The organism is Brevibacillus massiliensis (genome assembly GCF_000311785.1).
GTDB lineage: Bacteria > Bacillota > Bacilli > Brevibacillales > Brevibacillaceae > Brevibacillus_C > Brevibacillus_C massiliensis.
In genome coordinates, this window is sequence record NZ_HE978535.1 from 683,568 (window position 1) to 708,675 (window position 25,108).

The following is a 25,108-nucleotide window of genomic DNA, read 5'->3' on the forward strand; positions in this document are numbered from 1 at the left end:
ATTTTGAGGGAGATTTGTTGTTTGCTCGCTCACGTATTAAAATGAAAGGATATCCTGGAAGATTGGAGCAGTCAACCTTATGAGAAAATGGCCATTTATCGTCGCCTTGACGATCCTCTTCATCACAGCTCTATTTGTTCCCGCACTCTCCGCTCCTTACGTCCAAGTGGCTGTGGACGGGCGCTATGTGTCATTTCCAGATGAACTGCCATATCTCGACGCCCATTCCAACCGAACGATGGTACCGGCCAGATTCGTCGCGGAAAAGCTGGGTGCCCGTGTCCAATGGAGAGGAGAATTGAATCAAGTGATCTTTACATACAAAAACCAGACGATTATCCTGCCGATCGGCCAAAACCGCGCGCAAGTCAATGGAAAAGAGAAGGCCTTTGACGCTCCCGCGGTGCTCAAGAACGACCGAACGATGGTACCCCTGCGTTTTGTCAGTGAAGTCTTCGGGGCCAAGGTCCGGTGGATCGAGGAACGAAACCTGGCTGTCGTAACGACGGCGAGACATGCCGAGGTGGTTCCGCCCGCCCCTGAAAAAGGCACGTGGATCTGGAATACGAAAATCATTGAAACGGATCAGGACGGCATTTTGCGCTTTGCCCGCGATAATGCGATCACCGCGATCTACCTTCACGTCGACAAGGATGTAAATCCAGAGGCGTATCAAAGCTTTATACGCAGCGCGCACGAGAAACAGATAAAGGTAGAAGCCCTTGTCGGCACCCCCCGGTGGGCATTTACCGGCAGCCAGGACCAAATAAAGGACTACATGGCCTGGGTGAAGCAGTATAATGCATCCGCAGGGGCGAACGAGAGATTTGTCGGGCTCCACTTCGATATTGAGCCCTATCTGCTGAAGGAATGGAAGAACAACCAGCGATTGGTGATCGAACATTGGATGGACAACATGCGCTTCATCGAGAGCGAAACCAAAGGGACCGGTCTGAAAATAACGCTGGATGTGCCCTTCTGGGTTCACAAGGTCAAAATTCCCGACTCCGACTACACGTTTAGCGCATGGCTGCTGGAGAAGTTTGACTGTCTGGTGCTCATGGATTACCGAAATTTCGCCTTGGGGAATGACGGGATTGTCGAAAATGCAAGCACGATCTTGAGGGAAGCTTCTACTTTGAAGAAGCAAGTAATTGTCGCAGTAGATACCGCAAAAAGTACGGAAGGGGAACGGACCACGTTCTACTCCCTGAGTACGGATTCGCTGGAGCGGGAATTGCAAATCGCCAAAGAACAGCTGTCGCGCTATGCAAGCTTTGCCGGGGTAGCAATCCATGACTACCAAAATTGGACAGCGCTGAATCTGCAGCCCCGGCCTTAGGCCTGAGTGTTGATCAATAATAGCTTCGCAGCAGATGAATGGAAGATTTCGCCGCAACCCGGTACGATGAGATGGTGCCAGGCAGCAGTACAGCGTCACCCGGAAGCAGCGGCAGGCCCTCCGGTTCGCCGTCCGCCCAAAGCAGCCCGCTTCCTTCGGCGACGATCAGGATCTCCGGATTGCCACCGGCGGACGGGAGGAAGCAGGAACTGCCGTTTGTCAGCAGAAGTCTTTCGACGGTAAAAAACGGACAGGCAAGCAGCTGCTCGTGGCACGCACAGTCTGTCCGGCGCAGCAGCTTCGGTGATACAGGATCGCCGGCCTGCTGCGCCTCCGCTCCGTACAACATCACCTCTGCTGCCTGATCGATATGCAGCTCCCGTCCCCTTCCCTCGCTGTCGACGCGGTCCCAGTCGTAGATGCGGTAGGTGACGTCGGAAGCCTGCTGGATTTCGATCACGACCGTGCCGGCCAAGAGCGCATGCAGCGTCCGGGCCGGGATGAAGAACATGTCTCCTTTGCGAACTTCCCTGAAAAGCAGGTACTCCCGGATGCGTTTTTCTCTCAATGCCCGCCTGTACTCATGCTCGCTAGACAGCGTGTGACCGCAGGTGATCCTGGCCCCGGGCTCATGATCGAGCACGTACCACGCCTCTGATTTGCCAAAATCCCCCTCCCTCTCCTGCGCGTACCGGTCGTCCGGATGAATCTGTACGGACAGATGTTCGGTTGCCTCCAAAAACTTGATCAGCAGCGGAAAGCGGCCTTGCGGGGAACGGCCCAGATACGCTCCCGGATACTCGCTGGTCAGGTCTGCAAGGCTTTTGCCGGCGAACGGTCCATTTTTTACCACAGATGTTCCATGCGGATGCCCGGACAACACCCAGTATTCGCCTATCGGCTGTTTTCCCTCCTGTCCAAACCTCGGCTTTAACCTGTGCCCGCCCCACACCCGCTCCTTTGCAATCGGGTGGAATTTCACCGGGTAAGGGTGCATGTGAACACTCCCCCTTTAAAGGAAATGGAGCGCTGCTCACCCGTCTAGGGAATAGGCAGCGCTGCTGTTCTGTATATGTATAAGGCAGCCGCGTCCGTTTGGTGAAGAAAGCTGTTTCCGGTGTTGACAAGGCATGACTTTATTAGTAGTATTCCTTTATACTACTAATAAAAAAGGAGGCTCGTCATTTGATCGATGAACTTCGCAAAATTGGCTTGTCGGATTTGGAAGCGAGGTGTTACATGGCGCTTCATGAAGAACCCAACCTGTCCGGTTATGAGGTGGCGAAAAGAGTATCCGTGTCGCGAACCAATGTTTACGCGGTGCTGCGTTCCTTGACTGAGCAGGGAATTTGCCGGGCGATCGAGGGTGATCCCGTCCTGTATGATGCGGTGCCGATTGAACAATTGGTTCGAGCGCTGAAATCCGATTTTGAAAAGACAGCCCAAAAACTGCTGCAAGAGCTCAAAAGCCCGCCGCGGTCTTCCTCTTCTTTTTACACCTGGCAGGGGGAAGAACCGTTGAAAAAAACCATTCACCGGCTGATTGCCAATGCGGATCAGCACATCATCGCAGATTTCTGGTCGGAGGATGTACATTGGGTTGAACAACCACTGCTCGAGGCCGAGCAGCGCGGGGTTGCCGTCACGATCATTACCATCGGTGACAGCCACACTCCCCTGCGAGATGTCGTGGTCCACCAACGCAGCGAAGAATGGCAGCAGATGGCATCGCGAAAGTTTTCCCTTTTATGCGACGGCAAACATGCGCTGCTCGGCAGCTTTACAACCGGACTGAAGCTTTCTGCGCTGGAAACGGATCATCCCGCGGTTATCGAACTATTGCAGAACGCATTTTACCACGACGTGGTCATGGAACAAGTCGAACGGGATTTCGGCGACGCCCTGGTCCGCAAGTATGGAATCGGTTATCACAAGATCATGGATACATACAGGGATAGGTTCTAGCTTATCCCCCTGTTTCCGCCCTTTTATAGTGGTATTTATAAATACCACCTAAAATGCATTGCTGTTCCCCTGTCGAACGGTCGCGGGGACAGACAACAACTTTATTGAAGGAGCTAGATCATAATGGCACATTTCAACTTGAAAGTATTCCAGGAGCTTTTTTCATATGTTGGCGACAGGCTGCTGCAGGATTACGGACATCGCGAGGCACCGCCTGACCGGCAAGAGATGTTTGCGCGATTTTTGGCGGCGAATGCCTGGGCCACCAATGAAGTAAAGGCAGTCCTGCAACGCGAATATCCTGACGTACAGCGCTTTTATTCAGACCTGGATGCGGATCGGAAAAACCCGCAGCCCCTGGACACTTGCTGGGTCCTCGACCTGATCGACGGCGGATTTCATTTGCACCAGGGATTTGCTTTTTGGTCGATGTCCCTTTGCCTGGTCGAAGACGGGACGCCGGTCTTCTCTCTGGTGTACGATCCGAACCGCCGGGAGCTCTTTCATGCAATCCGGGGCAAGGCGCTTACCTGAACGGCAAGTCCATCCGGGTCGCCGGAAAATCCGGCTTGCACAACGCCCTGTTAATGACGGCTCCGCCCAGTTTTGCAGATGAAGAGCCAGTGCTTGCCAAGTCTACCATTGACGGAATAGGCAAGCTGCTTCCGAGGGTGTTCGGCATACGGATGCTGGGCTCTGTTGCCCTTCAGTTGGCCTACGTGGCCAGCGGCAGAATGGACGGGTATTGGGAATTTGGCGAGGATATCTACGATCGGCTGGCCGGAGCCTTGCTCATTTCGGAGGCGGGTGGCCGCGTAACAGATCTCTCAGGCCGGGAATTTGCTCTGGGGAGTTCAGGTATTATCGCAAGCAATGCCATGCTAAGCGGGCAAATCCGAGAGGTACTGCATAGCTGAGCCGAGCCAAACGAGTAACAGCCGGTCCCAATCGCACAGATTGGAACCGGCTTGATCTCACCGTTTACCGTCAGTTGACAGCCGAGCTCGATCTGTTCTGCATCGAGATCGGTGGTCGGCTCGTCGGCGAACGGAAAAAGCCTCCTTATCTTTTTTTGGACAGGAGGCAGAGGCAAAACCACTTTATTCCCTTTGTGCCGCTGGAACCTTCAGCAAAGGCAGCATGATGATGACGCCGACGATGAACAGCACCGTGGCGGTTTCAAACATCGCCATCAGCGAGAATACCGATTTCAACCAGCCTGAGACGCTCATCGTGAGGATCATGGTGCCCATGAAAACAGGGTTTAAAATGCCGTTGACCCGGCCGACGAAATCGGATTCCGTATTTTGCAGAATCATCGTGTTAATGCCGATCGAGATGCAAGGCATGGCCAGTCCGCCGATGAATTGAGCCGTCAGCGTCAGCCACAATTGGCTCGACAAGCCCATCACCAGGAACCCGCAAGCACTCATCGTCATCCCGATCAAGAGCAGCTTTAGCGGCGCGATCTTTTTGGCCAAGCCCATCACCAGGATTCCTCCCAAGATCATCGCGATCCCATTCGCCGCCATGAGCCATTGAAGCTGTTCTTTTGGCAAGCCGAGCCGCTCGGTGATAATGAAGACGGACAGCGGTTGAATCAGGCCGATCGCTAGGCCAGCCGCCGCAAAACAGCCGCCAAGCAAGGTAAGCGTGCGATTTTGCAGCACGTAACGGAATCCGGCCTTCATTTCTTCCCAGATCGTCTTCTCTTTCCGCTTCTCTTCAATCCGGTCCGGAGGGAGCAAAAGCAGCACGGCAGCCGACAGCAAAAAGGCAATCCCCATGGCGCCAATCGCGATATCAATGCCGTAATGCTGGTAGACGAACGTACCGATGACCGGTCCGAGGATCATAAACAGCGCGAAAATCGTCTGGTACAAGGACATTCCCATCTGGATCAGTGCTTCCGGAACATGCAGCTTGAACAGCTTCATCCCCGACGGCTGGGAAAACTGCGACAGGATGGACGATACCAGCGTCGCAAAGAAAATCGCTTTCCAACTGCCGAATACGAGCGTCAACAACACGGCAAACACCGATGCAGAGCTGAGCAGATCACACCAGACCATGGTCCGCTTGGGCCGCCAGCGGTCGGCGAATGTGCCGCCAATAAACGAAAACAAGAAGATCGGCGCAAATTCAGCCACGTAAATGAGTGAAACAGCGACCGGGTCCCCGCTCGTCTTTTCCATGACAAATAGCAAAATAGAGTAATTGCGAACCCAGATGCCAATCTGCAGAAAAAAAACGGAAAGCAAGATGGTGCGGACGACTCGGTTGCGAAACAAGTCCCCCATTGAAGCTTTTGATTCTGTGTTTCCTGTCATGTGATTCCCCTCTCCTTATCATGCTGGACCGGAAGCTGTCGCCTCAATCCAGCCGGTAAAATTTGATGCGCCGTTTTATGGAAACATCGTCAACCCCTCCTTATCCCATGACACAAAAAACGTCGGATGATCCGACGCCTGTTCCCGTGAAAAAGACGTCGGTATCTTTCCCGACGTCTCATCGCCATAAAAAAGACGCCGGGTTCCCGACGTCTGTCTTTGTGGATTCTCATACTTGTTGGACTCGCAGCATCCGCAACTGATCAGTCAAGTTGCGAACACGAAGCATACACCAAGGGCACAGAGTGATCGGGATGGTTTTTTTGTATTTGGTTGTTGGTAAAAGCTGCATCTGTAAAGTGAATGAAACCATTATCCCAAACCATTGTCTGTTACCTCCTTCTTCTGGTATGAAAAAAGTAATTACTTGGTAATGCAAAGTATAGTATGACTTTTGATGTCGTGTCAACACATCGTTTTGTAAAAATGCACGATTTTTCACTACGCACTTAAAGCGAGGCGAATTTCTCTCTTTGCTTCAACAGCTCTGCTTTTTTGGCGGGCCATTCTACACACCAGTCTGAACAGTACAGAACCGTTTTGCCGGAGTCGTCAAGCTTTTCAATGCGATCTGCGTAGACCAGCTTTCCACAAATGGAGCACTTTTCGTATTTTTCAACATAAAAGCCATTGCTGGAAAATTTCATCGGTCGTTTCCCCCTCTTGGCGATTTAGGAATGGTTCCAGCCGTATGCCTTGGCCGCTTCTGCGGAGATAAACCCATCCAGCAGGTCCTCCTCAAGTGCGAAGAGATCTCTTGTTTTCGGATCGCCATACCCGCCTCCGCCAGGGGTGACAAGCTTGACGCGGTCCCCTTTCCGAATTTCCACATTGGAATACTTGCTGGAAGAGATGCGTCCATATGCCTCACTGACTGTCTGCCACTTCGTCTCTCCGTTTTTCAAAATGAGAGTCGCGCCCAAGCCGCCTTCTTTGCCTCCGAACAACCCCCATGGTGCAATGCGGTGGCGGTCGGTCATTTGACTGACTGTGATCAATTCCGCCAGGCATCGCATCGTTTTTTCTGCGCCCAAACCGCCGCGGAAAGCCCCCGCCCCGCCGGAATCCTGCTTCAGGGCAAACGCTTCGATCAACCAGGGAAACCTCGTTTCGAACACTTCGACCGGTGTGGAGCGACAATTTCCGTTGATCGAATCGCACATGTTATTCCCGTCTGCATACGGGCGGGCTCCCCAGCCAACGGATTCCAGGTCATAGCAGGCAAAATACTCATCGTACTCTTCGTGATAGCCGCCAAATACAAAGTTGATATGCGTGCCGCCTTCACACGCCATCACCTTCTCCGGAATGGCTTGGGAAAAAGCCCCGATGACCGTCAGCGCGATACGCGGATGCGTCTCCGTATTGCCGCCCACTTCTGCACCCGGGTAATCCACGTTGACCACCGTTCCCCCTGGAGCAATCACCTTGATGGGCCGGAAACAACCGGAATTGCGCGGGATTTCCGGATCGGTTACGTGCAAAAGCGCATTGTATACAGCCGATACCGCTACCCCGTAGGTCGCATTGATCGGTCCTTTGGCCTGCGGCGAAGAACCGTTAAAATCAACGACCACCTCATCATCTTCAACGAACACGGTGGCCTGAATGGCAAACACGTTCCTCCAACATCAATCCCGCAAACGTATTTGGCCATATGCCCCTCCTTTGCAATCGTGCCCATGTGACATGCAAAACCAAGCAAATTCAGATCATTTTTTGCCCCCGTAAAAAATGGATCTCTTCCCTGAACAAGTTCATATGATCCCGGATAATCCTTACAGCCTTTGGTTCATCCTTGCTTTCGATCGCTTCAATGAGTTCCCAATGCTGCTTTTGGGCTTTTTGGATCACATCAATGTAGCCGCTGGTTAAATTCGTCAAGGTAAAAGGCGATTTCTCCGTCATGTCAAAGAATGAGCGAATCAGCACGGTGAATAGCGGATTTTGCGTTGACGCAGCCAGAGCCACATGGAAGTTGAGGTCTTCCTCCAAATATTCGCTTGCCCGGCTTTGTTTCGTTTCCATCACCCCCCAGATAAGTTTTAATTTTTTGACATCTCCCCCTGTAGCTTTTTGCACGGCTTTTTTGGTAATGGATATCTCCAGTTCCTCTCTCACTTCCAAAATATCTTCGATCGAGGATTCGTATTTTTGGGCAATCCTCTTTAGCGAGTCGCTTACAATATTGTCTTTCAGCCGTGTAACATAAGCTCCTTTCCCGGGCCTGATCATGATGATTCCTTTTTCGCGAAGAATGGTTAAAGCTTGTCTGATGACATTTCGGCTTACCTGAAGATCATGGGTTAATTCTCTTTCGGAAGGCAGTTTTTCTCCTTCTTGATAAATGCCCTGGTTGATTTTCTTTTCGATTTCCGCCGAAATTTCGATGTACAATAGGTCCTCCATTCCCCAACACCACCCCCTAGTGGTACAACTCGTATTACCGGTAGTACCAGCTAAAGGGTATTACATTTTATATTTTCTGAAATTTCAATACTGTAATGCCAAGACTAATAGGATGCTCGTTCGACATGGTCGGGCTGCGCCATATCCGCAATCGCGACAAAAATGTTCGGCGGGTATTCAGCGAGCCGATGGCAAAGATACAGGTACCACTCTGTTCCGTATATGACATACACCTTTGTCCGGCACCTTTTTTCCTTCAACTGCGAGAGTAATTCGGTACGGACGCCATACAGCATTTCAAATTCGACATGGGGCTGCTTGGCGTAATCTCTTTGCAGCACTTCCCGAATGATGGATTCATCATGTGTCGCGATTGACACGGGATGGTTTGCTTCTGCCAATGTGTCAACCATCGACAGATAGCGTTCCGTCAGCTCCTGTGATCTCGGCAGCGCAGCCTCGCGAGGTTCTTGATAGGCGCCTTTTACGATTCGGATCCTTCCCGGATATTTACGCAGTTCCAGCAAATCGTCGGCAGAGCGATGCAGATGAGCCTGGATCGTGATCCCGACATGCGGGTATTCATTCCCCAGTCGTTGGTACACCTCGATGATCTGGCTGGTCTTTTGTGACTCCTCCATGCTGATCATGACGGAAAGACCGTTCTTTTTTGCCGCTTCCGCCAGCTCGCGCAAATGGGCGAGGGCAAGTTCCGGTTCGACAGCCAAACCGATGTGGGATAAATCCAGGGAGATGGTCGCCGGTATTGAGCGCCGACCCGCCTCTGTGATTAAGTCGCAAAATTCATTTTTCGCTTGGATGCACTCCTTTGCCGTTCGGGTATTTTCTCCGATGTATTCAAGCGAAATGGCATATCCTTTTTGATGCAGTTCCAGTCCGGCGCCAATTCCCTGTTCCCTGGTTTCACCTGCGACGAAGCGCTTGGCTGCGCGGCGCAGCAGCGGATACAGGTCCTTTGAGCGTTGGATGTACGATTTGATCCGCTCGTCTCTGGCGATCGATTTTAACGCTTGAACGGCTAAAGCCTGTTCTTCTGTGAACATCATTCCACTCCTTTTTTGTGTGAACTTTCTCTCTTGACGATAGCATGGTAAACTGGTTTGCATGAGTGCCACTTTTCAAGAACTTTTACAGTACCACTTCTCAAGGAGGGATGATGTGAGCATGTTCTGGATTCCGATCGATCGGTCACTCGAGCTTCCCCTGGCCAGACAGGTCTATGAACATTTGCGCACGCGAATTCTGGCCGGAGAGCTACGGGCGCAAGAGCGCCTCCCGTCTACCCGTGAACTCGCTTCCAGCATTGGGGTTTCCCGCAATGTGATCATTGAAGCCTATGAGCTGCTGTTAGCGGAAGGCTTTATTGTCGGACAGCAGGGATCGGGGACATATGTTGCCGAGGGAGCTTCGTTGGAGCGATTGCAGCACGAGACTGACCTGCCCTTTTTTTCCGCAGCGGAAGTGCTGAAAGGGAAGAACGGGGATGTCATTGATTTTCGTTCCGGCTTTAGACATGTTTCCTCGACACACCTGGGGACAGATCGCCAAACAAGTGGTTCTGGACAGCTCCCACACACGCTTTGGTTACGGTCATCCCGAAGGGTGTTACGAATTAAGGCATGTCCTGTCTGGATACTTGAAGCGGACGAGAGGGGTTCATTGCCATCCCGATCAGTTGGTGATCACATCCGGGGCAACCCAGGCACTTTACCTGATGGCCAACCTGCTTCTTTCACCAGGAAAAGAGGTGATCATCGAGGACCCGATCACCCGCGACATCCAGACGATCTTTTCCGCTCCGGGTTCTGCTCTGTGTCCAATCCCGGTCGATGAGTTTGGCATGAAAACGGACCTGCTGCCGTCGGGTAAAAAACCGGGGTTTATCTTCGTCACTCCCTCCCATCAGTTTCCGTTGGGGGGGAACGCTGCCCATCCAACGGCGGATCCAACTGATTCAGTTCGCCAGGAGAGCCGATTGTTATATCGTGGAAGACGACTACGACAGCGAATTTCGTTACCAAAGTGGGCTGATCAGCTCGCTCCAAGGCTTGGATCCGGATCGGGTCGTCTACATCGGAACGTTCAGCAAAATCCTCTCTCCCGCGCTTCGATTGGGCTATGTCATTCTTCCTCCCGCTCTGGTCGAACGATGCAAGAGTCTGAAGTGGTTTACCGACCTTCACACCCCGTCATTCGAACAGCTGACATTGGCCCGTTTTATCCATGAAAGGCATCTGGAACGGCATATCAAGAAGATGAGGAAGGTCTATCAGGCTCGCCGCGACGCGATGAAAGCCAGTTTCGCCAAAGAATTTGCGGGCAAGGCAAAGATTTCCGGCGATTCTACGGGTTTGCACCTGATCGCGGAATTCGCGAATACGGAATTTTCCGAGCAGAAAGCGGCAGAAATCACCCAGCACAAGGTGAAGGTCTACCCGGTAGAGCTTCACGCGATCGCAAAGGGAAAGCATAAAAACAAAATTATTTTAGGGTATGGAAACTCCACAATCGAGGAGATCGAAGAAGGGGTACGAAGGTTGCGGTGTGCGCTTGATCCGATCTAGCGTATAGCCGCGGGTTCGACTTCGCCCAACCCCTGGGCGAGCGGCAATGACGGCAATTCAAAGCGGACTTTCACACACGAAAAACCGGCCCCTTCAGACATGCAGGGAGCCGGTAATGGTTCATCCAATTGGTTATAGACCCTAGTTAGACAACGTTGGTTCAGTCTTGACCGACAGATTGCCGGCCGCTTTCACCCGGATTCTGGTCGCGTTGCCTGGAAGATACGCCAAAGGTACGTCCTCTATGTCGACAATCTCGATCGACCCGGGTTCTGCCCCTGCCGCTATTGCTTCATCTACGGCAATTTGCTTGGCCAGTTCGAGCGTTTTTTCCCGCCCAAGTTCATCTAGAGAAAAGACCCGTTCTACCTGGCCGCTAATTTGAGAGATCGCCGCGCCAATCGCATTGGCCACCCCGAAGTGCTCTGGCCGGATCACCGAAGCAGCCCCTTTCATTTCATCGGGAAGCAATATGCTTCCGCCGCCGACGAGGATGACTGGAACCGGATCGGCGCTTGTTTTCATCCGATCTATCGCCTCTTCAACCATTTCAACGATCCTGTTGTACACCTTTTGCAGAACTCCTTTGTCCAGGTGTGCCACTTTTGCCGGATCACCCAATTGGGTTTTGCCTAGTGCGACAGCGACATCGGTAGCGGTCAGCGTATCCCCGCCGAAGACCAATCCCCTCCGAGTCAATTGATAGCCGACACTGTCAGGGCCCACCTTAAAGCTTCCGTCTTCCTCAATCCTGATGATTGTGCCGCCGCCCAAGCCGATCGAGATCAAGTCCGGCATGCGGAAATTGGTACGGGCTCCTCCGATCTCGACGGCCAGGGAAGATTCTCTCGGGAAAGAGTTGACCAAAACGCCTATATCTGTGGTGGTGCCGCCAACATCGACGACTAGCGCGTCCCCCAATCCTGACAGATAGGAAGCCCCGCGAATGCTGTTGGTCGGGCCGCAGGCAATCGTCAAAATCGGGTATTTCATCGCGTATTCAACGCTCATCAAGGTGCCGTCATTTTGTCCAAGAAAGACTTTTGCCTCAATCCCTTCTTCCCGCAAAGCCTGCATAAAGCCCTGGGCCGTTGTTTTGGCGACATTCACGACGGCTGCGTTCAGAATCGTGGCATTTTCCCGCTCCAACAGACCAACGCTGCCGATCTCGTGGGACAAGGAGATGGATACCTGGTCTCCTAAAATTTCGTGCAGAATTTCTGCAGCGCGCAGCTCGTGATCCTTGGAAACGGGGGAAAAGACAGAGGTTACAGCTACCGAATCCACTTTCCCTTTCAAGGTATCGGCGATCCGGGAAAGCTCTGCTTCATCCAAGTCGGCCATCTGTCTGCCGTCGAATTCGTGGCCGCCGCGAACGATGTAGACGTATTTGCCAAGCTTCTCCCGCAGGTCCTCGGGAACCCCGATCAGCGGTTTGACCGCCAGTGTGGCCGGCGCTCCGATGCGAATCACGGCGACCGAATTCAGGCGCTTTCTTTCGACGATGGCGTTCGTGCAATGCGTAGTACCCAGCATCGCAAAGCCGATTCTGTCACGCTGAACATTCGCTTTTGCAATGACTTCGCGCATCGCTTGATAAATGCCGCTGCTGACATCCTCCGTCGTCGCGCACTTCGTCTCGGCAATCACTTGATATTTGGCGTCCAGCAGGATTCCGTCCGTGTGGGTACCGCCCACGTCAATTCCAATCCGGTAACTCATCGCTCGGCCACTCCCTTCTTCGCAAGCTCTTCAACCGGCAGATACTCTACGTCATAGCCAAAATACCCCGGCCCACAAGTTTCAATCCCCTTGGCTGTCCGCCATTTGGGATGACAGGGGATCCCGATGACGACCGCTCGCGCTCCGTAACGCAGTCCTTCTGTCGTGATCGGCACCCCTGTCTCTGCATCCAATACGGCGATCAGGTCAGGAGTGACACAGAGGAGCCGTTCTTCTGTCATCGCGATCAGGTGCTCGTTTTGGAAACGGAGCTTGAGCGTCTCGCCTTTATACTCTTCCAAGCCTTCCATGCTGGCCGTCCCCCGGGCGAACCCCGTTTCCGTCTTTCGGTTGATATCGATGACTTTGCCGCGGAATAGTTCAAATCCGTTGGTGATGGCGAGAATTTCCCGGATCGGCTCCGTGTTTTGCTCCTTGGCAAGTCTGATCGTCCGGCCCAAGTCTTCTTCCAGTTTTAAGATATTGTGAATGCCGCTTTCTTTCAACTGCCGCCCCTTCATCGGGTAGATGGCGAACATGACAGAACCGCCCATTTGGATCGTAGCGCTGCGCGCGATCCGTTCGGCCCAAAGACTGTCAATCGTATCGATGAGATTGACGTTTCCTTTTTCGTCAGCGATGGCCATCGGAGTGGCAGCGATCCCGTCGAGGTAGAAAGTCGCCATCTGCAGTTCGGGGAAGGCGCGCCCCATCCCGTCCACATCCACAACCGGCAGACCCATCTGGGCGGCAAGCGCCAATGGAAGCATGGAATTAAGCCCGCCGGCTTCTATCGGATACGTAGCGAATACCTTTTGGCCGAGAAAACCTTCCAACATCTGAAATGCCTTGCGGGCTTCGTGACCGCTCGGCGCCTTCTCGATCATGACCGTAGGAGCTCCCATCATCCCTGAGGAAACGACGAGGGCGTCTTGGGGCACTTCGTCGACTGTCAGCAGTTGGATGGGACCGTATTCCTCGATTGCCTGGAGCGTCATCAGCTTTCCGATGTAAGGATCCCCGCCTCCGCCTGTCCCCAGCAAGGCTGCTCCTACGGCGATATCTTCGATTTCCTGTTTTCCTAAGTACCTCATCGTGCTTCCTCCCGTTCGGTTGTGCGGTTCACATTTATTTGATTTCTTCACTCACGTTGGCAGCCTTTTGCCCCTTCAACGACATGAACAGTTTCATCCCCAAGTAGTACGCCACTCCGCTCGTGAGCAATGAATTAAGCGACGGTATGCCGGCTTCTATCAAATACCCCGCCAGGAATCCGAGAATCCAGGCGATGATCGTTACCGGATTTAGCGACTCTACATTGTCCGGCAGCCTCCCCGCTTCGCGGCTTTCGTCCAGCGCGCGTCTGCTACGCTTGAGGATGAAATAGTCGACGACCATGATCCCTCCGACAGGCGGAATCCAGATTCCCAAGAGGACCAGGAAGTCTACGAATTTATCCAGGATCCCCAAAACAGAGAGAATCGTTCCGACGACCCCGAGAATGAGCGTAATCATTCCCCTGTTGAGCTTGACGTGAAAAATCGAATCGATCAGGTTGGTTATTCCCAGCGAAGAAGAATACAAATTGAGATCGTTGATCTTCACTGTGGCAAATACGACGATCGCCGCCCCCAGCCAACCGGCCGTCTGCAGGATGATTTCGACGACATCAGAGCTTCCGATGGCGTGCGCCATTAACACGGCAATCATGTTCACTCCCAGTTCACCCGCGATCGTGCTGATCAGCGTCATCCACAGGACGTCCTTGCCATCGTGGCAAAAGCGGCTCATATCCGGGGTGATTACCGCACCGATCATGTACCCCCCTGCCACCATCGTCGCGGCCATACCGAGCGACAGCGCGGGACCGGGTGCTGGTGCTGCGATTAAATCACCTATTGAGTGATGGGATAAGACATCATAAATGCCATAAGCGACCACAGCAAAAAAACAGGGAACGGCAATTTTGGCTGTCCAACTCAACCACTTGAACCCGTAGATGACGATCGCGGTGACGAACATTCCGGTCAATGCAGCCGACAGCGGAAATCCGAGCGCGCCGCCCAAGGCCTCGTTCAAACCTGTGGCAAATACGGAATTTTGCACGCCAAACCAGCCGATCGAACCAACCGCGATCACAGCACCGATAATCCCCGAACCGTATCGGCCAAACCCGCTCCAACGGGCCAAGAGGCTGGTGGACATTCCTTCTCTCGCACCTGCTATTCCGATCAGCAGGCTGACGACCTCCAAAATCAGACTTCCCAGCATCGTAGCCCAGAGTGCCTGCCAGAAGGTCATGCCAAATCCCAGTGCGGCTCCCAACATAAACTGCGAAAGGGCGGTTAATGCCCCGATCCTCACCAGCAGTACCTCCCACATGGGAAGGCGGGCGCTCCCCGGAACGCGCGTAAGCGAGTAATCGTCAGCCATATTTGAACTTCCTGTCATCCACAACCCCCCTTATCCTTTTCAGATTTTTTCCTTCCACTCAGCGAAAAGGCCCGTTTGGTTCGATCAATCCTGTCGCCCTTACCTGAATGCGCAATGCTTGGCAGGGAATGTAAGAAAGTGGGGCTGCCTCGATTGCTTGTATATTGACTGTTTCCGGGTTGGCTCCGGCAAGGACTGCTTCCTTGACCGCCTCTTCTTTTGCCAGGGCAATTGCTTCATCACGTCCGTTATTTTCGTTCAACCAGTACATGCGGTCAACATGACCGCTGATCGGGGCGATGCAGGCACCGATCGCACTCACGTAAGCGGTGTGATCCGTCTGAACCACATCAGCCCAGGGATACTTGAAAAGCGGTACCACCTTTTCGCTGCCTTCCCCGGTGAAGAGAATGGGGAGCGGTTCAAAGCGGGGTTGATATCGTTGGATTGCCTGGTAAATGCGGTCCAAAGCATCGTCGTCTACCTCCCGCTTCGCTCCCCAATCAAGCGTCGAGATTTCCGGCATTTGCAGATTGACGGGAATCCCGGCTATCTTCCTTCCGACCCCGATTAACTTGGGGAAACCTTTTTTCCAGATCCCGATGTGCGTGAGATTTTCCTCCACGTTAACCATCACACAGTCATTGCGCCCGGCCAAAAACGCCGCACCCCGAAAGCTGTTGCATGCCCTGGAACAGAGCGTCCGGATGGGATAGCGAAGAGCGTATGTGTGCGACATGACGGATCCGTTATTTTGGGTGAGAAAGATTCCGGCTGAGACCCCCAGGCATTGGAACAGTTCGGTTAAGCCGCAGAGCGTCTGCCGCATGCTCCGCGCAAGAGCTGCATTTAATACTGCCGTATTTTCCCTTTCGAGAAATCCAATGTTGCCGATTTCATGTGACATCGTCAAAGAGACATGCGTACCGCACAGCTGCTTTATCCAGGCAGCCACCTGACGTTCATGGTCTCCGTTCATCGGCGAAAACGTACTGGCAATCGCAAAGGCATCGTCCGGATTTACCGAAACACCGCGCAGAAATTGTTCCAGCAAGGATCGTGAGTTCTCCATCGGGTAAGGGGTGCCGTCTACCATGTGACCGCCGGGAAGCTCCACATATCGCAAACGGATCGCTTGCTGGAGCGACTGGTCAGCTTCGTAGAGAGGAGGAATACTCCCTTTTGACGTCCCCAGCCGGATCGTAATGACACCTGCCAGGTTCTGATGATCCAGCAGAGCTTTGTAACCTTGGGACGTTCCGATGATCACCGCCTTGATCTGACTGGGATGCAAGCCTGCATGCTGCAAAACATGCCGGACGATTTGTTCGATCCCAGTGAGGACATCATCCGTCGTCGGCAACTGGGCCTTGCAAATAACCTGAAGATTTTGACTCACAACAACGCAATAGGTGTTAACTCCGTCTACATCAATACCCAGCCGATACATGGCCCTCTGCCTCCCTGTCATCCGACTGCCGCAACTGCTCCAGCGGAATGAACTCTTTCGCCAAGCCGTATCGTTTTGGCCCCACCGTCTGCAGCATTTTGGAATGTCGAATCAACGGATGTGCCGGTATGGCAACGACCCACACTTTTTTGTGATTTTCCATCTCTTCCACGACAATCGGAAAGCCATTGTCCACATCCAAGACACAGAGGAGATCCGGTACCGTCGCTATCAAACGATCACCTTGTTTTGCCAGCAAAAACTCATTTTGAAACACGACTTCCAACTGCTCACCGATATGCTCGCCTTCGCCCTCGATGACCAGCATGCCGTTCATCATGCCTCCGGTAATGCGGCGTTCCAGTTCCACCACTTTTCCCTCGATCAACTTGGCCGGTCTGCCGTAGAGGGAATGCGAAAAGATCTGCACCAATGCCTTCATGACCTGATGAATGTCCTCCTTGGCGGCGATAACGGAATCACCAAGGCGCTTGGCCAGGGAAAAGCTCTGGTGAATGCCCACTTCTTTTACCTGTTGCAGTTTCATCGGGTAGCTCGCAATTGTCGCCCAGCCCCCCAAATCGATCACTTTTCTGCGAGCGATCCACTCGACGTCCCAGTTAGACGGAGTCGCAATGTGTTCCCACCTCCCTTGTTCGTTTACCATCACAAGCGGGGAGGCCGAAACACCAAAAGCGTGAAAGGTGGTCATTTGCAGTTCGGTAAACGCCCTGCCCATTCCATCGCTGTCCAACAGGGGGCGGCCGGACAACGCAGCGGCCAATACCGGGGTAAGTGCATTGAGCCCGCCAATCTCCAGCCCCATAAGTGCATCAATGCGGATGCCTGCTTGCTCTTCAAGAATCTGAACAGCCTGCAGCAGTTCCACTCCGGTGAGAATTTTCTCATTTAAAATGCTGGGTGACCCCATGATGGCAACGGGCGCTGACCATGTCCCCTCATCCATTGCCAAAGCTGACACAAAGGGAACCGGTCCGCAATCACGTATCGCTCTCATGGTTAACAACTGCAAAAGATAGCTGTTTCCTCCCCCTCCAGAACCCAGATATCTGGCTCCACAAGCTAACGACGGAATATCTCGTTCCTGAATCACACTGTTCATGTTGCCCCCCCCCGTTTTTTTGTAGTAGCATATCCCATGCCAACGCCCTGCCCGTCCCCATTGCCTAAAAAAGGGGAGAAAAACGTGAAACAACGGCTTGAGAGAAGTATTTTTTATGGCTAAAATCAGCAGCTTTCGGGAATTGTTGTCTCATTTCGCAAAATTTATAGATTTTTCCCTCTATTTCTCTTGATTTCTCATCTTGATAATTTATTCTCGCGACGAATCCTCTGTAATTTGCGATACAGGGTTGATACGCTGATTCCCAGTGCCTCGGCCGCTTTTCTTTTGCCTTCTGTACTCATGCCAAACCGTTTTAGCGCCTCAAAAAGCAGCTTTTTTTCGGCTTCGTCAAAGTTCAAATAGGTGGTTTCCGGCACCTCCGTCCGTTTTATCACAGGAAAATCCGGTTCAGCCCCTCTTGCCGGGGCATTCCTCATATAGGCAGGTAGACTGGTGACAGTAACGAGCTCGCCGATCTCCAGGTTCATGATGTATTCCGCTACATTTTCCAACTCTCGCACGTTGCCGGGCCAATGATAGTCATATAGACACTGCAGTGCCTGCGAAGAAAAGCGTTTGATTTCTTTGTCCAGCCGAACGCTGAATTTCTTCATAAAATAATGAATCAGATCGTACAAATCTGCCTTCCTCTCCCGCAGGGGCGGCATAACGAGCGGGATGACATTCAGGCGATAGTAGAGGTCTTCGCGGAATTTCTGCCTGGCGATCATCGCTTCCAGATCTTTATGGGTTGCTGCGATAACCCTGACGTCAATCGGAATCGATCCCGAACCGCCGACCCGCTCGATTCTTCTCTCCTGCAGCACGCGCAGCAGCTTCGCCTGCAAGTGCAGGGGCATATCGCCCACTTCGTCCAGAAACAAAGTGCCGCCGCGAGCCAATTCAAATCGGCCCATCTTCCCCCCTTTTTTTGCCCCGGTGAAGGCTCCCTCTTCATAGCCGAACAGTTCGCTTTCCAACAGCGATTCCGGGATGGCAGCGCAATTAAGGGCAAGAAACGGCCCGTCGCTTCTCAGGCTGGCATGGTGAATGGCTTGTGCCAATACTTCTTTTCCCGTCCCGCTTTCGCCGCGCACGAGGATAGTCGAATCGCTTTTTGCCACTTTTTCCGCTTCCGCAAGCAAAGAGGTCAGCACTTCACTGCTGCCGCGAATATCGTGAAAGGTATACCTGACCCGATATCTTCGGTCTGCTCCCTGCTCCGGGATTGGCTCCTGTTTCATCAACTGCAGGACAGCCCCGGCCACCTTTTGATTGACAAAAAGCGGGTGCAGACGGCAGCGGTAGGGATGATGTCCACCGGTAGAATCCTTGATCTGGACGGGAAGGTTTTTCGTCGGTTTCCCCTGCTTGAGATAGGTCAAGATATCTTCCTGGTCGATGAGCTCTGCTATCTGCTTGTTTGTCAAGGTGATCTGGGATCGCCGCCAGGCCTGTTCCGCCAGTGTATTGACATGAAGGATAGCGCCGTTCTGATCAATGACCAGCACAGGTGCCGCAATCATGGACAGCAGGGCTTCCACCTCCTGCAGCAGCAACTTCCGTTCTTCCTGCAGTCGTTCCTTTTCGTTCATCTCGTACCTCCCTTGTTTACGCGAAAGTTCTCATTTGAAAATAGCATAGAATACGGCCATTGTAACCTGATGCTGGCATTGTTTTTGCTATACAGGTAGGGTACACGGCACGTCTGTCTGTCGGCAGGGGCAAAAAAGGAGGGAACTGACAAGGCAAGGCTCGTCGCCGGCGGCGGCAAAAAATTGCAGGAGGGATTTATCATGAGGATAAAAGTGATACTGCCGATTACTTCTCCCATCTTTTTAGCGGAGATGAAGCGCGAGGGGGAATACTACGCCAGCAAGGGAACAGAGGTGGGCGTCTGTTGCCTGGACTTTGGGCCTGCTTCGATTGAAAGCGAGTACGATGAAGCACTCTGTGTGCCGAACTTCCTGGAGAAGGCAGTCGAAGCGGAAAAAGAAGGATATGAAGGGATCATCAGCAACTGTTTTGCCGATCCGGCGGTAAAACCAGCCCGCGAGTTATTGCGGATTCCGGTTGTCGGGCCAGGCGAATCTTCCATGCATATCGCAAGCATGCTTGGCCAATCCTTCAGCGTTCTGACTGTCCTGCCCAATGTCATCCCGACGATCAAAAATAATGCCCGCATCTACGGTGTACATGAAAAGCTGGCATCGATCCGCTCCGTCAACATTCCTGTCCTCGAGGTGGATGACAAAGAGCGGTTGACGAAGGTCTTGGTGGAAGAGGCCGTTAAAGCGATCGAGCTGGACCAGGCCCATGCCCTCATTTTGGGATGCACGGGGATGATGGGTGTCGCCGCTGATATCCAAAAATCCCTGGCAGCCAAGGGTTATGACGTACCGGTGATCGACCCGATTTTTGCTGCGATTAAAATGCTGGAGAGCATCGTGCACATGGGCATCCGCCACAGCAAACTCACGTATATGACGCCGCCGCCAAAACAGCGGACTTTCTGCGGCCGCGGCTAACCATCTGCAGCATGGCGGATGGTAAACAAGACAAAATCCAGGGAGGAGCGCCGCGCCAGGCCTCTCCTCCCTGTCATCAACAATGCACAGCCGTCATGGTGCCGGCGTAAACGTGATCTTCTCCTCCTTCCTGCGAAACCACGGTCCCCTGCCGGTAAACAGGAATGGGATGTAGACGATGACACCGACGCCAACAGCGATCCACAGCCAGGTTTCCCAACTGTGTGCGGCCACGACGATGGGCGCTGCGAAGTAGACGGTAAGACTGACGACCCGGCTGGCAAAGCCGAACAGCCCCCAGGCCGACGACTGCAGGGAAGCCTTGACGTCTTCGGCGTTTTCCGAGAACAAGGCACACCACGGTCCGTAGGCGATCCCGATCAATCCTCCCAAAAGAGACGTATAGATCATCATCTGTCCTTCCGGCACCTCGGTACCGAATAGAGAAATGAAGAAGACCATATAGATGGCAAACAGCACAGCGCCTGTGAGCGAAACGATTTTCCGCAGTTGGAGGCGGTCGGAAATCCATCCGGCCAACAGCAGCGTAAACAGGTTGAACAGCCAGAAGTATTTGGCGATCGAGGCAGCCTGATGGGCATCGTAATGGAAGGCGTCGACGAGCAGCTTGGTGCCAAAGCTGGCGATGGTCATGTAGGTGAGCAGAAACAGCGTGATGCCGATACAGAGTGTCCAGATGTGCGGATAGCGGAGGATTTCCCGCATCTTCGGGGTTTTCTCCGAGGAGTCCATTGGCAGGGGTTTGTCATTTTGTGCTTCCATTTCCTCCGCGCTGTGAATGATTCGCGAACGCAGCTTCGGCGACAAATCGGCAATATGAAACAGGATGACGATCGACGAGAGCAGGGCGATCGTGCCGCCGATGACGAATTGCGACTGCCACACGTGAAAAATCGGAAGTGTCCAGCCTGCCATCGCGTTGGCGAAGAAGTTGGATCCGAGCGGACCGAACGTCCAGAAACCAAAGGCAAGCGCCCTGCCCAGCCGCGGCGAAAAATCGCGTACCAGCCCTGCCGTGGTGCCGACTGCAATCCCGTCGACGAAGGCGAGGATGATCCGCAAAACCAGCAGCTGGGACAAGGTTTCTACCAAAACCATGGCGTAGACGCAGACACAGGTCAAAAACAAGCTGGGTACCAGGAATTTGACCCTCCGTAGCGGTCGGCCAAGGGAGCGAAGAGCAGCGCGGATAATGCGGAGGCCAGCACGGAACATGCCGAGACCATCCCGTACTGTGCCAAACTGATGTTGAGATCGTTTAACAGCAGCGGCAGCACGGGCGCGATTTGTGCCTCGTAGGAAGCGATAAAGTTTGCCAAAATCGCGATGAACAACAGCCATACCCGACGCCCGCCAGTTGGATATACCGTCAGTTCCCGGGACAACAACCCAGAAAAATTCACCATTCACATCGCCTTCCCCCATTTGATGAGCGCGTCCAAAGCTTCCACCTCGGCACCGTGAACCCACAACGGATTGATTTCCAGCTCCTGCAGTTGGTCGGAGACGGAAAGGGCCGCCAGGGTGAGCCGGTAGATCGCATCTACGACCTGCTCCAAATCGGCTTTGACCCCGCCCCGCACGCCTTTCAGCAGCGGAGCGCCGCGGAGTTCTTCCAGCATGGCCACGATCTCGGCCCGGTCTACGGGAAGCACGCGCAGGCTGGTATCCTTCAGCACTTCGACAAAAACCCCGCCGAGCCCGACAGCCAGCACAAGTCCCCACAGCGGATCTTTGACCACCCCGACCAACAACTCTGTTCCCGCCTGCCGCATCGGACTGACCAGGATCCCCTCTACCCTGCTGCCGGGAGCCCGCCGCTCTGCATTCATTCGAATGGCGTGGTACGCTTCCTCCACCTCCCGCACCGTCCGCAGGTGCAAGCGGACGCCGCCGATGTCGCTCTTGTGAGGAATGTCTTGGGACTGCACTTTCAACGCCACAGGCAAGCCCAGCTCCAGCGCGGCCTCGATCGCTTCGCGGGGGCTGTTGGCCAACAGGCCGGGAACCACCGGCACCCCGTGCTGCTGCAGGAACTGGCGGGCCTGATACTCCGACCATGCTTCGATCCCGTACGCGTTATCGCTTGTTTTGCTGACCTGCAACTGCTTACCGCCAGCGAAATCCTGACTCGCTCGGTAATTTTCGTGCCACCAGAGCGCCTTGCCAAGCGCTGTCATGCCATGCTCCATCCCGCCGACAAAGTGAAGACCGTACCGATCGACTACCTCGCGCCCAAAGGCGGTGATGTCGAGACCGGTATTGGTGACGAGGACGATCGGCCGTTTTGACTCCTTGACGATTTGCGACAATCCCTCGAACTGTTCGTAGACAGGCGCGGGATCCTCCGGAGCAACCCGAGGCGGTTCCGTCAGACAGAGAATGAAGTCGAGGCCGGGATCGTTCGTGACAGCCTGCAGGGCTCGCGTAAGCAACGTCCTGTCGACGACAACGTACCCGGTCACATCCAGCGGATTGTGAACGGTGGAGAAAGCAGGAACGATCTGCTTCAGCTCATGCACGATCTTTGGGGCGAATGGTGGAAGATCGATGCCCTCGTCCTGGGCGCGGTCGGACAAGATGTCGCAAGCCCCTCCGGACGGCGTCACCACGCCCATCCGCCGTCCGGGGAGCGGCCCCGTATAACCGAGCAATCCCGCAGTCGTGACGAGATCTTCGAGCGAGCTTACCCGGATGACGCCAAGCTGCCGGAAGACGGCATCGTTGACCGCGTCGTCGCCCACCAGGGCCCCCGTATGTGCCATCGCCGTGCGGGCGCTTTCTTCACTCCGGCCAATTTTTAGCGCGACGACCGGCTTGCCGCTCGCCAGGGCTTTGCGGGCGACGCGGGCAAACTCGTCAGGCTGGCGGATCGATTCCAAAAACAGGGCGATCACCTTGGTCGCTTCGTCTTCGATCAGATAGTCGATCACGTCCGTCGCCGAGATCATCGTCTCGTTCCCCATCGCGACCAGGAAGCTAAGGCCTACGTTGCGGGCCTGCGCCAGTGTCATGATCGAGCTGGCGAGGGCTCCGCTCTGCAGCACCACTGCGACAGGGCCTGCTGAAAGCGGCGGAGTGATCGGCAGCCCGTACGGCGTCAACTGTGCGGTTACGTTGATAAACCCGTTGCCGTTTGGCCCCAGGATCAGCTGATCTTGCGCCTCGGCAAAAGCGAGCGCTCGCGCTCCAAATCGCTTCCCTCGGGGCCGGTCTCGCTGAACCCCGAGGTTAGCAGAACCAGGTTGCGAATGTTTTTTTGCGCGGCTTCGCTCATCACCTGCATGATCTGACCCGTCGAGACCATCACGTAAGCCAGATCGACCGGCCCCTCGATATCCAGCAGGGAACGGTATGCCTTTTGGCCGTGAACAACATCGCGATTGGGATTGACGCAGTAGATCTCACCTGAAAATTGCAGGCTCTTCAGGTTGCCAAACGTAAACACCGACCAGCGGGACTTATCCGTCGCGCCGACGAGAGCGATCTGTTTCGGGTTGAAAAACTGGCGCAATCGCTCTGGCGAAACGGCCACCTTCGCTTTCAATCCAATCACCTCCAGTTGAATTCGGAATATTCAAACACTGTCAGGCCAGCTGAAAATACGGCAGCGTCAGGTCGTCGTCCACCTGTTCAAATATGACTTCTACCCGGTTGTCGATGGCGATCTTCTCTCTGTCTCCAAGGATGCGGGTCATCATTCTGACCCCCTCTTCCAGCTCGACGATCGCCACGAAATAGGGAGTCTCATCTGCATAGGGACCAAATGCCCGATGCACGACGGTATAGCTGTATATCCGTCCGCGACCGCTGGCCTTCTCCCAAGCGATGCGTTCGGAAAAACAGTGTGGGCAAAGCGCTCGCGGGTAGAAAATCGACCGATTGCAGTCGCCGCACCGCTGAATCAGCAATTCACCTCGCTTCAGCCCTTCCCAAAAAGGCCTTGAATCGTCGTCGATCACAGGTTTTGGTATCTGCCCGGCCACGTTTAATCCCTCCCCAGAATCAAGGTAGAAGTAGACGAGAGCACCCCGCCCGTTCCGTTGACAAGCGCCAGCTTGGCATCGGGCACCTGGCGTTCCCCGCACTCGCCCCGCAGCTGCCGGGCCGCTTCGACCAGCAGGAAAATCCCGTACATGCCCGGATGGCAGTAGGAAAGCCCGCCGCCGTTCGTGTTCATCGGAAACGGCCCGCCCGGCGCCGTTCGCTGGCCGCTGACAAACGCACCGCCTTCTCCCGGCTTGCAAAAACCTAATGCTTCCAGCGTCAACAGCACCGTGATCGTAAACGAATCGTAGATCTGCGCCACGTCGATCTCGTCGTGTCTGACCCCGGCCATCTCAAACGCCCGCCGGCCTGATTCCCTCGCACCCGTCATTGTGAGATCCGGCATGTTGGAGATCGTATTGTGCGTGTGGGTCTCGCCGTGGCCGAGAATCCAGACCGGCCGCTTTTTCGCGCGGGCCGCCGCCCGGCGGGAAGCGACGACGACTGCCCCGCCGCCATCCGTGACCAGACAGCAGTCCAGCAGGTGCAGCGGCTCGGCGATCCAGCGCGATGCCAGTACGTCGGCGATCTCGATCGGTTCGCGCATGAACGCCTTCTCGTTTAGCGCCGCCCATTTGCGCGTGGCGACGGCGATCTCCGCCAGCTGCTCCGAAGTCGTGCCGTACAGGTGCATGTGCCGCATTGCCGCCAGGGCATAAGCGCCGACCGGGGTCGGCAACCCGAAGGGCCGCTCGTACTGTTCAGTCAGCGGCACAACGGGCATGGATCGATTTCGCGAGCGATCCGTCCGCTGCGTGCTCCCATAGGTGATGAGCGCGACGTCAAACAAACCCGCCTTGATTCCGGCAACAGCGTGGCAGATGTGCAGCTCAAAGGAAGATCCGCCAATATTGGTGCCATCCGTATAGGACGGCCGGATACCCAGGTATTCACCGAGCATGAGATTGGTCGCCCAGGCCCAGCTGCCCGCAGTGAACAAGGCATCGACATCATCTTTGGTAAATCCGGCATCATCCAGGGCCGCCCGAGCCGCCTGGGCCTGCAGTTGCAACACGTTTTTTCCGGGCGTTTCGCCCAGGTCCGACTCCGCGACGCCGACGATCGCCGCTACCCGTTCTGATTTCACTTC

The 25,108-nt window shown here is 54.2% G+C and carries 19 protein-coding genes and 3 pseudogenes; 5 read left to right on the forward strand and 17 right to left on the reverse strand.

The genetic code is table 11. The annotated features are described in order from the left end of the window. Positions 1-79: 79 nt before the first annotated feature. Entirely contained in the window at positions 80-1,342 is a 1,263-nt protein-coding gene (locus tag HGBM_RS03375; RefSeq protein WP_019119683.1) for a copper amine oxidase N-terminal domain-containing protein, read from the forward strand. A gap of 13 nt (positions 1,343-1,355) precedes the next feature. Here the strand turns inward: HGBM_RS03375 and HGBM_RS03380 are convergent, their stop codons facing one another. Beyond that, positions 1,356-2,339 (reverse strand): type I phosphomannose isomerase catalytic subunit, encoded by a 984-nt coding sequence (locus tag HGBM_RS03380; RefSeq protein ID WP_019119684.1) that lies wholly within the window; start codon positions 2,337-2,339, stop codon positions 1,356-1,358. Between the two features lie 188 nt (positions 2,340-2,527). Here HGBM_RS03380 and HGBM_RS03385 point away from each other — a divergent pair, with 188 nt between their 5' ends. Continuing rightward, positions 2,528-3,307: a TrmB family transcriptional regulator gene (locus HGBM_RS03385; protein WP_019119685.1), complete on the forward strand. Its 780-nt coding sequence runs from the start codon at positions 2,528-2,530 to the stop codon at positions 3,305-3,307. Between the two features lie 228 nt (positions 3,308-3,535). Continuing rightward, positions 3,536-4,224, forward strand: a pseudogene (locus HGBM_RS29300) (inositol monophosphatase family protein). Between the two features lie 183 nt (positions 4,225-4,407). Here the strand turns inward: HGBM_RS29300 and HGBM_RS03395 are convergent. The 5 genes from HGBM_RS03395 to HGBM_RS03420 all read right to left on the reverse strand — a co-directional run bounded on the left by HGBM_RS03395 (position 4,408) and on the right by HGBM_RS03420 (position 9,170). Next, a complete protein-coding gene (locus HGBM_RS03395) occupies positions 4,408-5,637 on the reverse strand; it encodes an MFS transporter (protein WP_019119688.1) in 1,230 nt (409 codons plus the stop codon). 509 nt (positions 5,638-6,146) lie between these two features. Further along, positions 6,147-6,344 carry a hypothetical protein gene (locus HGBM_RS03405; RefSeq protein WP_019119690.1) on the reverse strand — a complete coding sequence of 66 codons (198 nt, stop codon included), beginning with the start codon at positions 6,342-6,344 and terminating at the stop codon, positions 6,147-6,149. Positions 6,345-6,368: 24 nt separating this feature from the next. Next, positions 6,369-7,316, reverse strand: a complete 948-nt coding sequence (locus tag HGBM_RS26500; RefSeq protein WP_019119691.1) for a hydantoinase B/oxoprolinase family protein — start codon at positions 7,314-7,316, stop codon at positions 6,369-6,371. A gap of 88 nt (positions 7,317-7,404) precedes the next feature. Continuing rightward, a complete protein-coding gene (locus HGBM_RS03415; RefSeq protein ID WP_019119692.1) occupies positions 7,405-8,106 on the reverse strand; it encodes a FadR/GntR family transcriptional regulator in 702 nt (233 codons plus the stop codon). 104 nt (positions 8,107-8,210) lie between these two features. Then, positions 8,211-9,170, reverse strand: a complete 960-nt coding sequence (locus tag HGBM_RS03420) for a proline dehydrogenase family protein (RefSeq protein WP_019119693.1) — start codon at positions 9,168-9,170, stop codon at positions 8,211-8,213. A 121-nt stretch (positions 9,171-9,291) separates the two neighbouring features. On the opposite strand from HGBM_RS03420, the pseudogene pdxR reads away from it, so the two are divergent. Beyond that, positions 9,292-10,691 (forward strand): annotated as a pseudogene (pdxR, locus tag HGBM_RS26505) (MocR-like pyridoxine biosynthesis transcription factor PdxR). Between the two features lie 141 nt (positions 10,692-10,832). Here pdxR and HGBM_RS03430 read toward each other — a convergent pair. The 6 genes from HGBM_RS03430 to HGBM_RS03455 form a co-directional block, all read right to left on the reverse strand. Continuing rightward, positions 10,833-12,413 (reverse strand): hydantoinase/oxoprolinase family protein, encoded by a 1,581-nt coding sequence (locus HGBM_RS03430; protein ID WP_019119694.1) that lies wholly within the window; start codon positions 12,411-12,413, stop codon positions 10,833-10,835. Then, complete coding sequence (locus HGBM_RS03435; RefSeq protein ID WP_019119695.1) at positions 12,410-13,507, reverse strand: S-methyl thiohydantoin desulfurase family protein; 1,098 nt, start codon at positions 13,505-13,507, stop codon at positions 12,410-12,412. Before HGBM_RS03435 ends, HGBM_RS03430 begins: the two co-directional genes overlap by 4 nt. 34 nt (positions 13,508-13,541) lie before the next feature. Next, positions 13,542-14,864, reverse strand: a complete 1,323-nt coding sequence (locus HGBM_RS03440) for a purine-cytosine permease family protein (RefSeq protein WP_019119696.1) — start codon at positions 14,862-14,864, stop codon at positions 13,542-13,544. Positions 14,865-14,904: 40 nt separating this feature from the next. Then, entirely contained in the window at positions 14,905-16,296 is a 1,392-nt protein-coding gene (locus HGBM_RS26510; RefSeq protein ID WP_019119697.1) for a hydantoinase/oxoprolinase N-terminal domain-containing protein, read from the reverse strand. Continuing rightward, positions 16,277-17,419, reverse strand: a complete 1,143-nt coding sequence (locus HGBM_RS03450) for an S-methyl thiohydantoin desulfurase family protein (protein ID WP_026074182.1) — start codon at positions 17,417-17,419, stop codon at positions 16,277-16,279. The genes HGBM_RS26510 and HGBM_RS03450 overlap by 20 nt, the downstream gene beginning before the upstream one ends. 197 nt (positions 17,420-17,616) lie before the next feature. Continuing rightward, positions 17,617-19,017, reverse strand: coding sequence for a sigma-54 interaction domain-containing protein (locus HGBM_RS03455; protein ID WP_019119699.1), 1,401 nt, complete (start codon positions 19,015-19,017; stop codon positions 17,617-17,619). A gap of 201 nt (positions 19,018-19,218) precedes the next feature. Here HGBM_RS03455 and HGBM_RS03460 point away from each other — a divergent pair, with 201 nt between their 5' ends. Continuing rightward, a complete protein-coding gene (locus HGBM_RS03460; RefSeq protein WP_019119700.1) occupies positions 19,219-19,950 on the forward strand; it encodes an aspartate/glutamate racemase family protein in 732 nt (243 codons plus the stop codon). A gap of 93 nt (positions 19,951-20,043) precedes the next feature. Here the strand turns inward: HGBM_RS03460 and HGBM_RS03465 are convergent. The 5 genes and pseudogenes from HGBM_RS03465 to HGBM_RS03485 all read right to left on the reverse strand — a co-directional run bounded on the left by HGBM_RS03465 (position 20,044) and on the right by HGBM_RS03485 (position 25,105). Continuing rightward, positions 20,044-21,377: pseudogene (locus HGBM_RS03465) on the reverse strand (MFS transporter). After that, positions 21,378-23,075 carry an acetate--CoA ligase family protein gene (locus HGBM_RS26515; protein WP_218916982.1) on the reverse strand — a complete coding sequence of 566 codons (1,698 nt, stop codon included), beginning with the start codon at positions 23,073-23,075 and terminating at the stop codon, positions 21,378-21,380. Positions 23,076-23,119: 44 nt separating this feature from the next. Next, positions 23,120-23,518, reverse strand: a complete 399-nt coding sequence (locus HGBM_RS31270) for a CoA-binding protein (RefSeq protein WP_218916983.1) — start codon at positions 23,516-23,518, stop codon at positions 23,120-23,122. Positions 23,519-23,558: 40 nt separating this feature from the next. Beyond that, on the reverse strand, positions 23,559-23,957 hold the full coding sequence (locus HGBM_RS03480; RefSeq protein WP_019119703.1) for a Zn-ribbon domain-containing OB-fold protein: 399 nt from the start codon (positions 23,955-23,957) through the stop codon (positions 23,559-23,561). 2 nt (positions 23,958-23,959) lie between these two features. After that, positions 23,960-25,105, reverse strand: a complete 1,146-nt coding sequence (locus tag HGBM_RS03485) for an acetyl-CoA acetyltransferase (protein WP_019119704.1) — start codon at positions 25,103-25,105, stop codon at positions 23,960-23,962. Between the last annotated feature and the right edge of the window lie 3 nt (positions 25,106-25,108).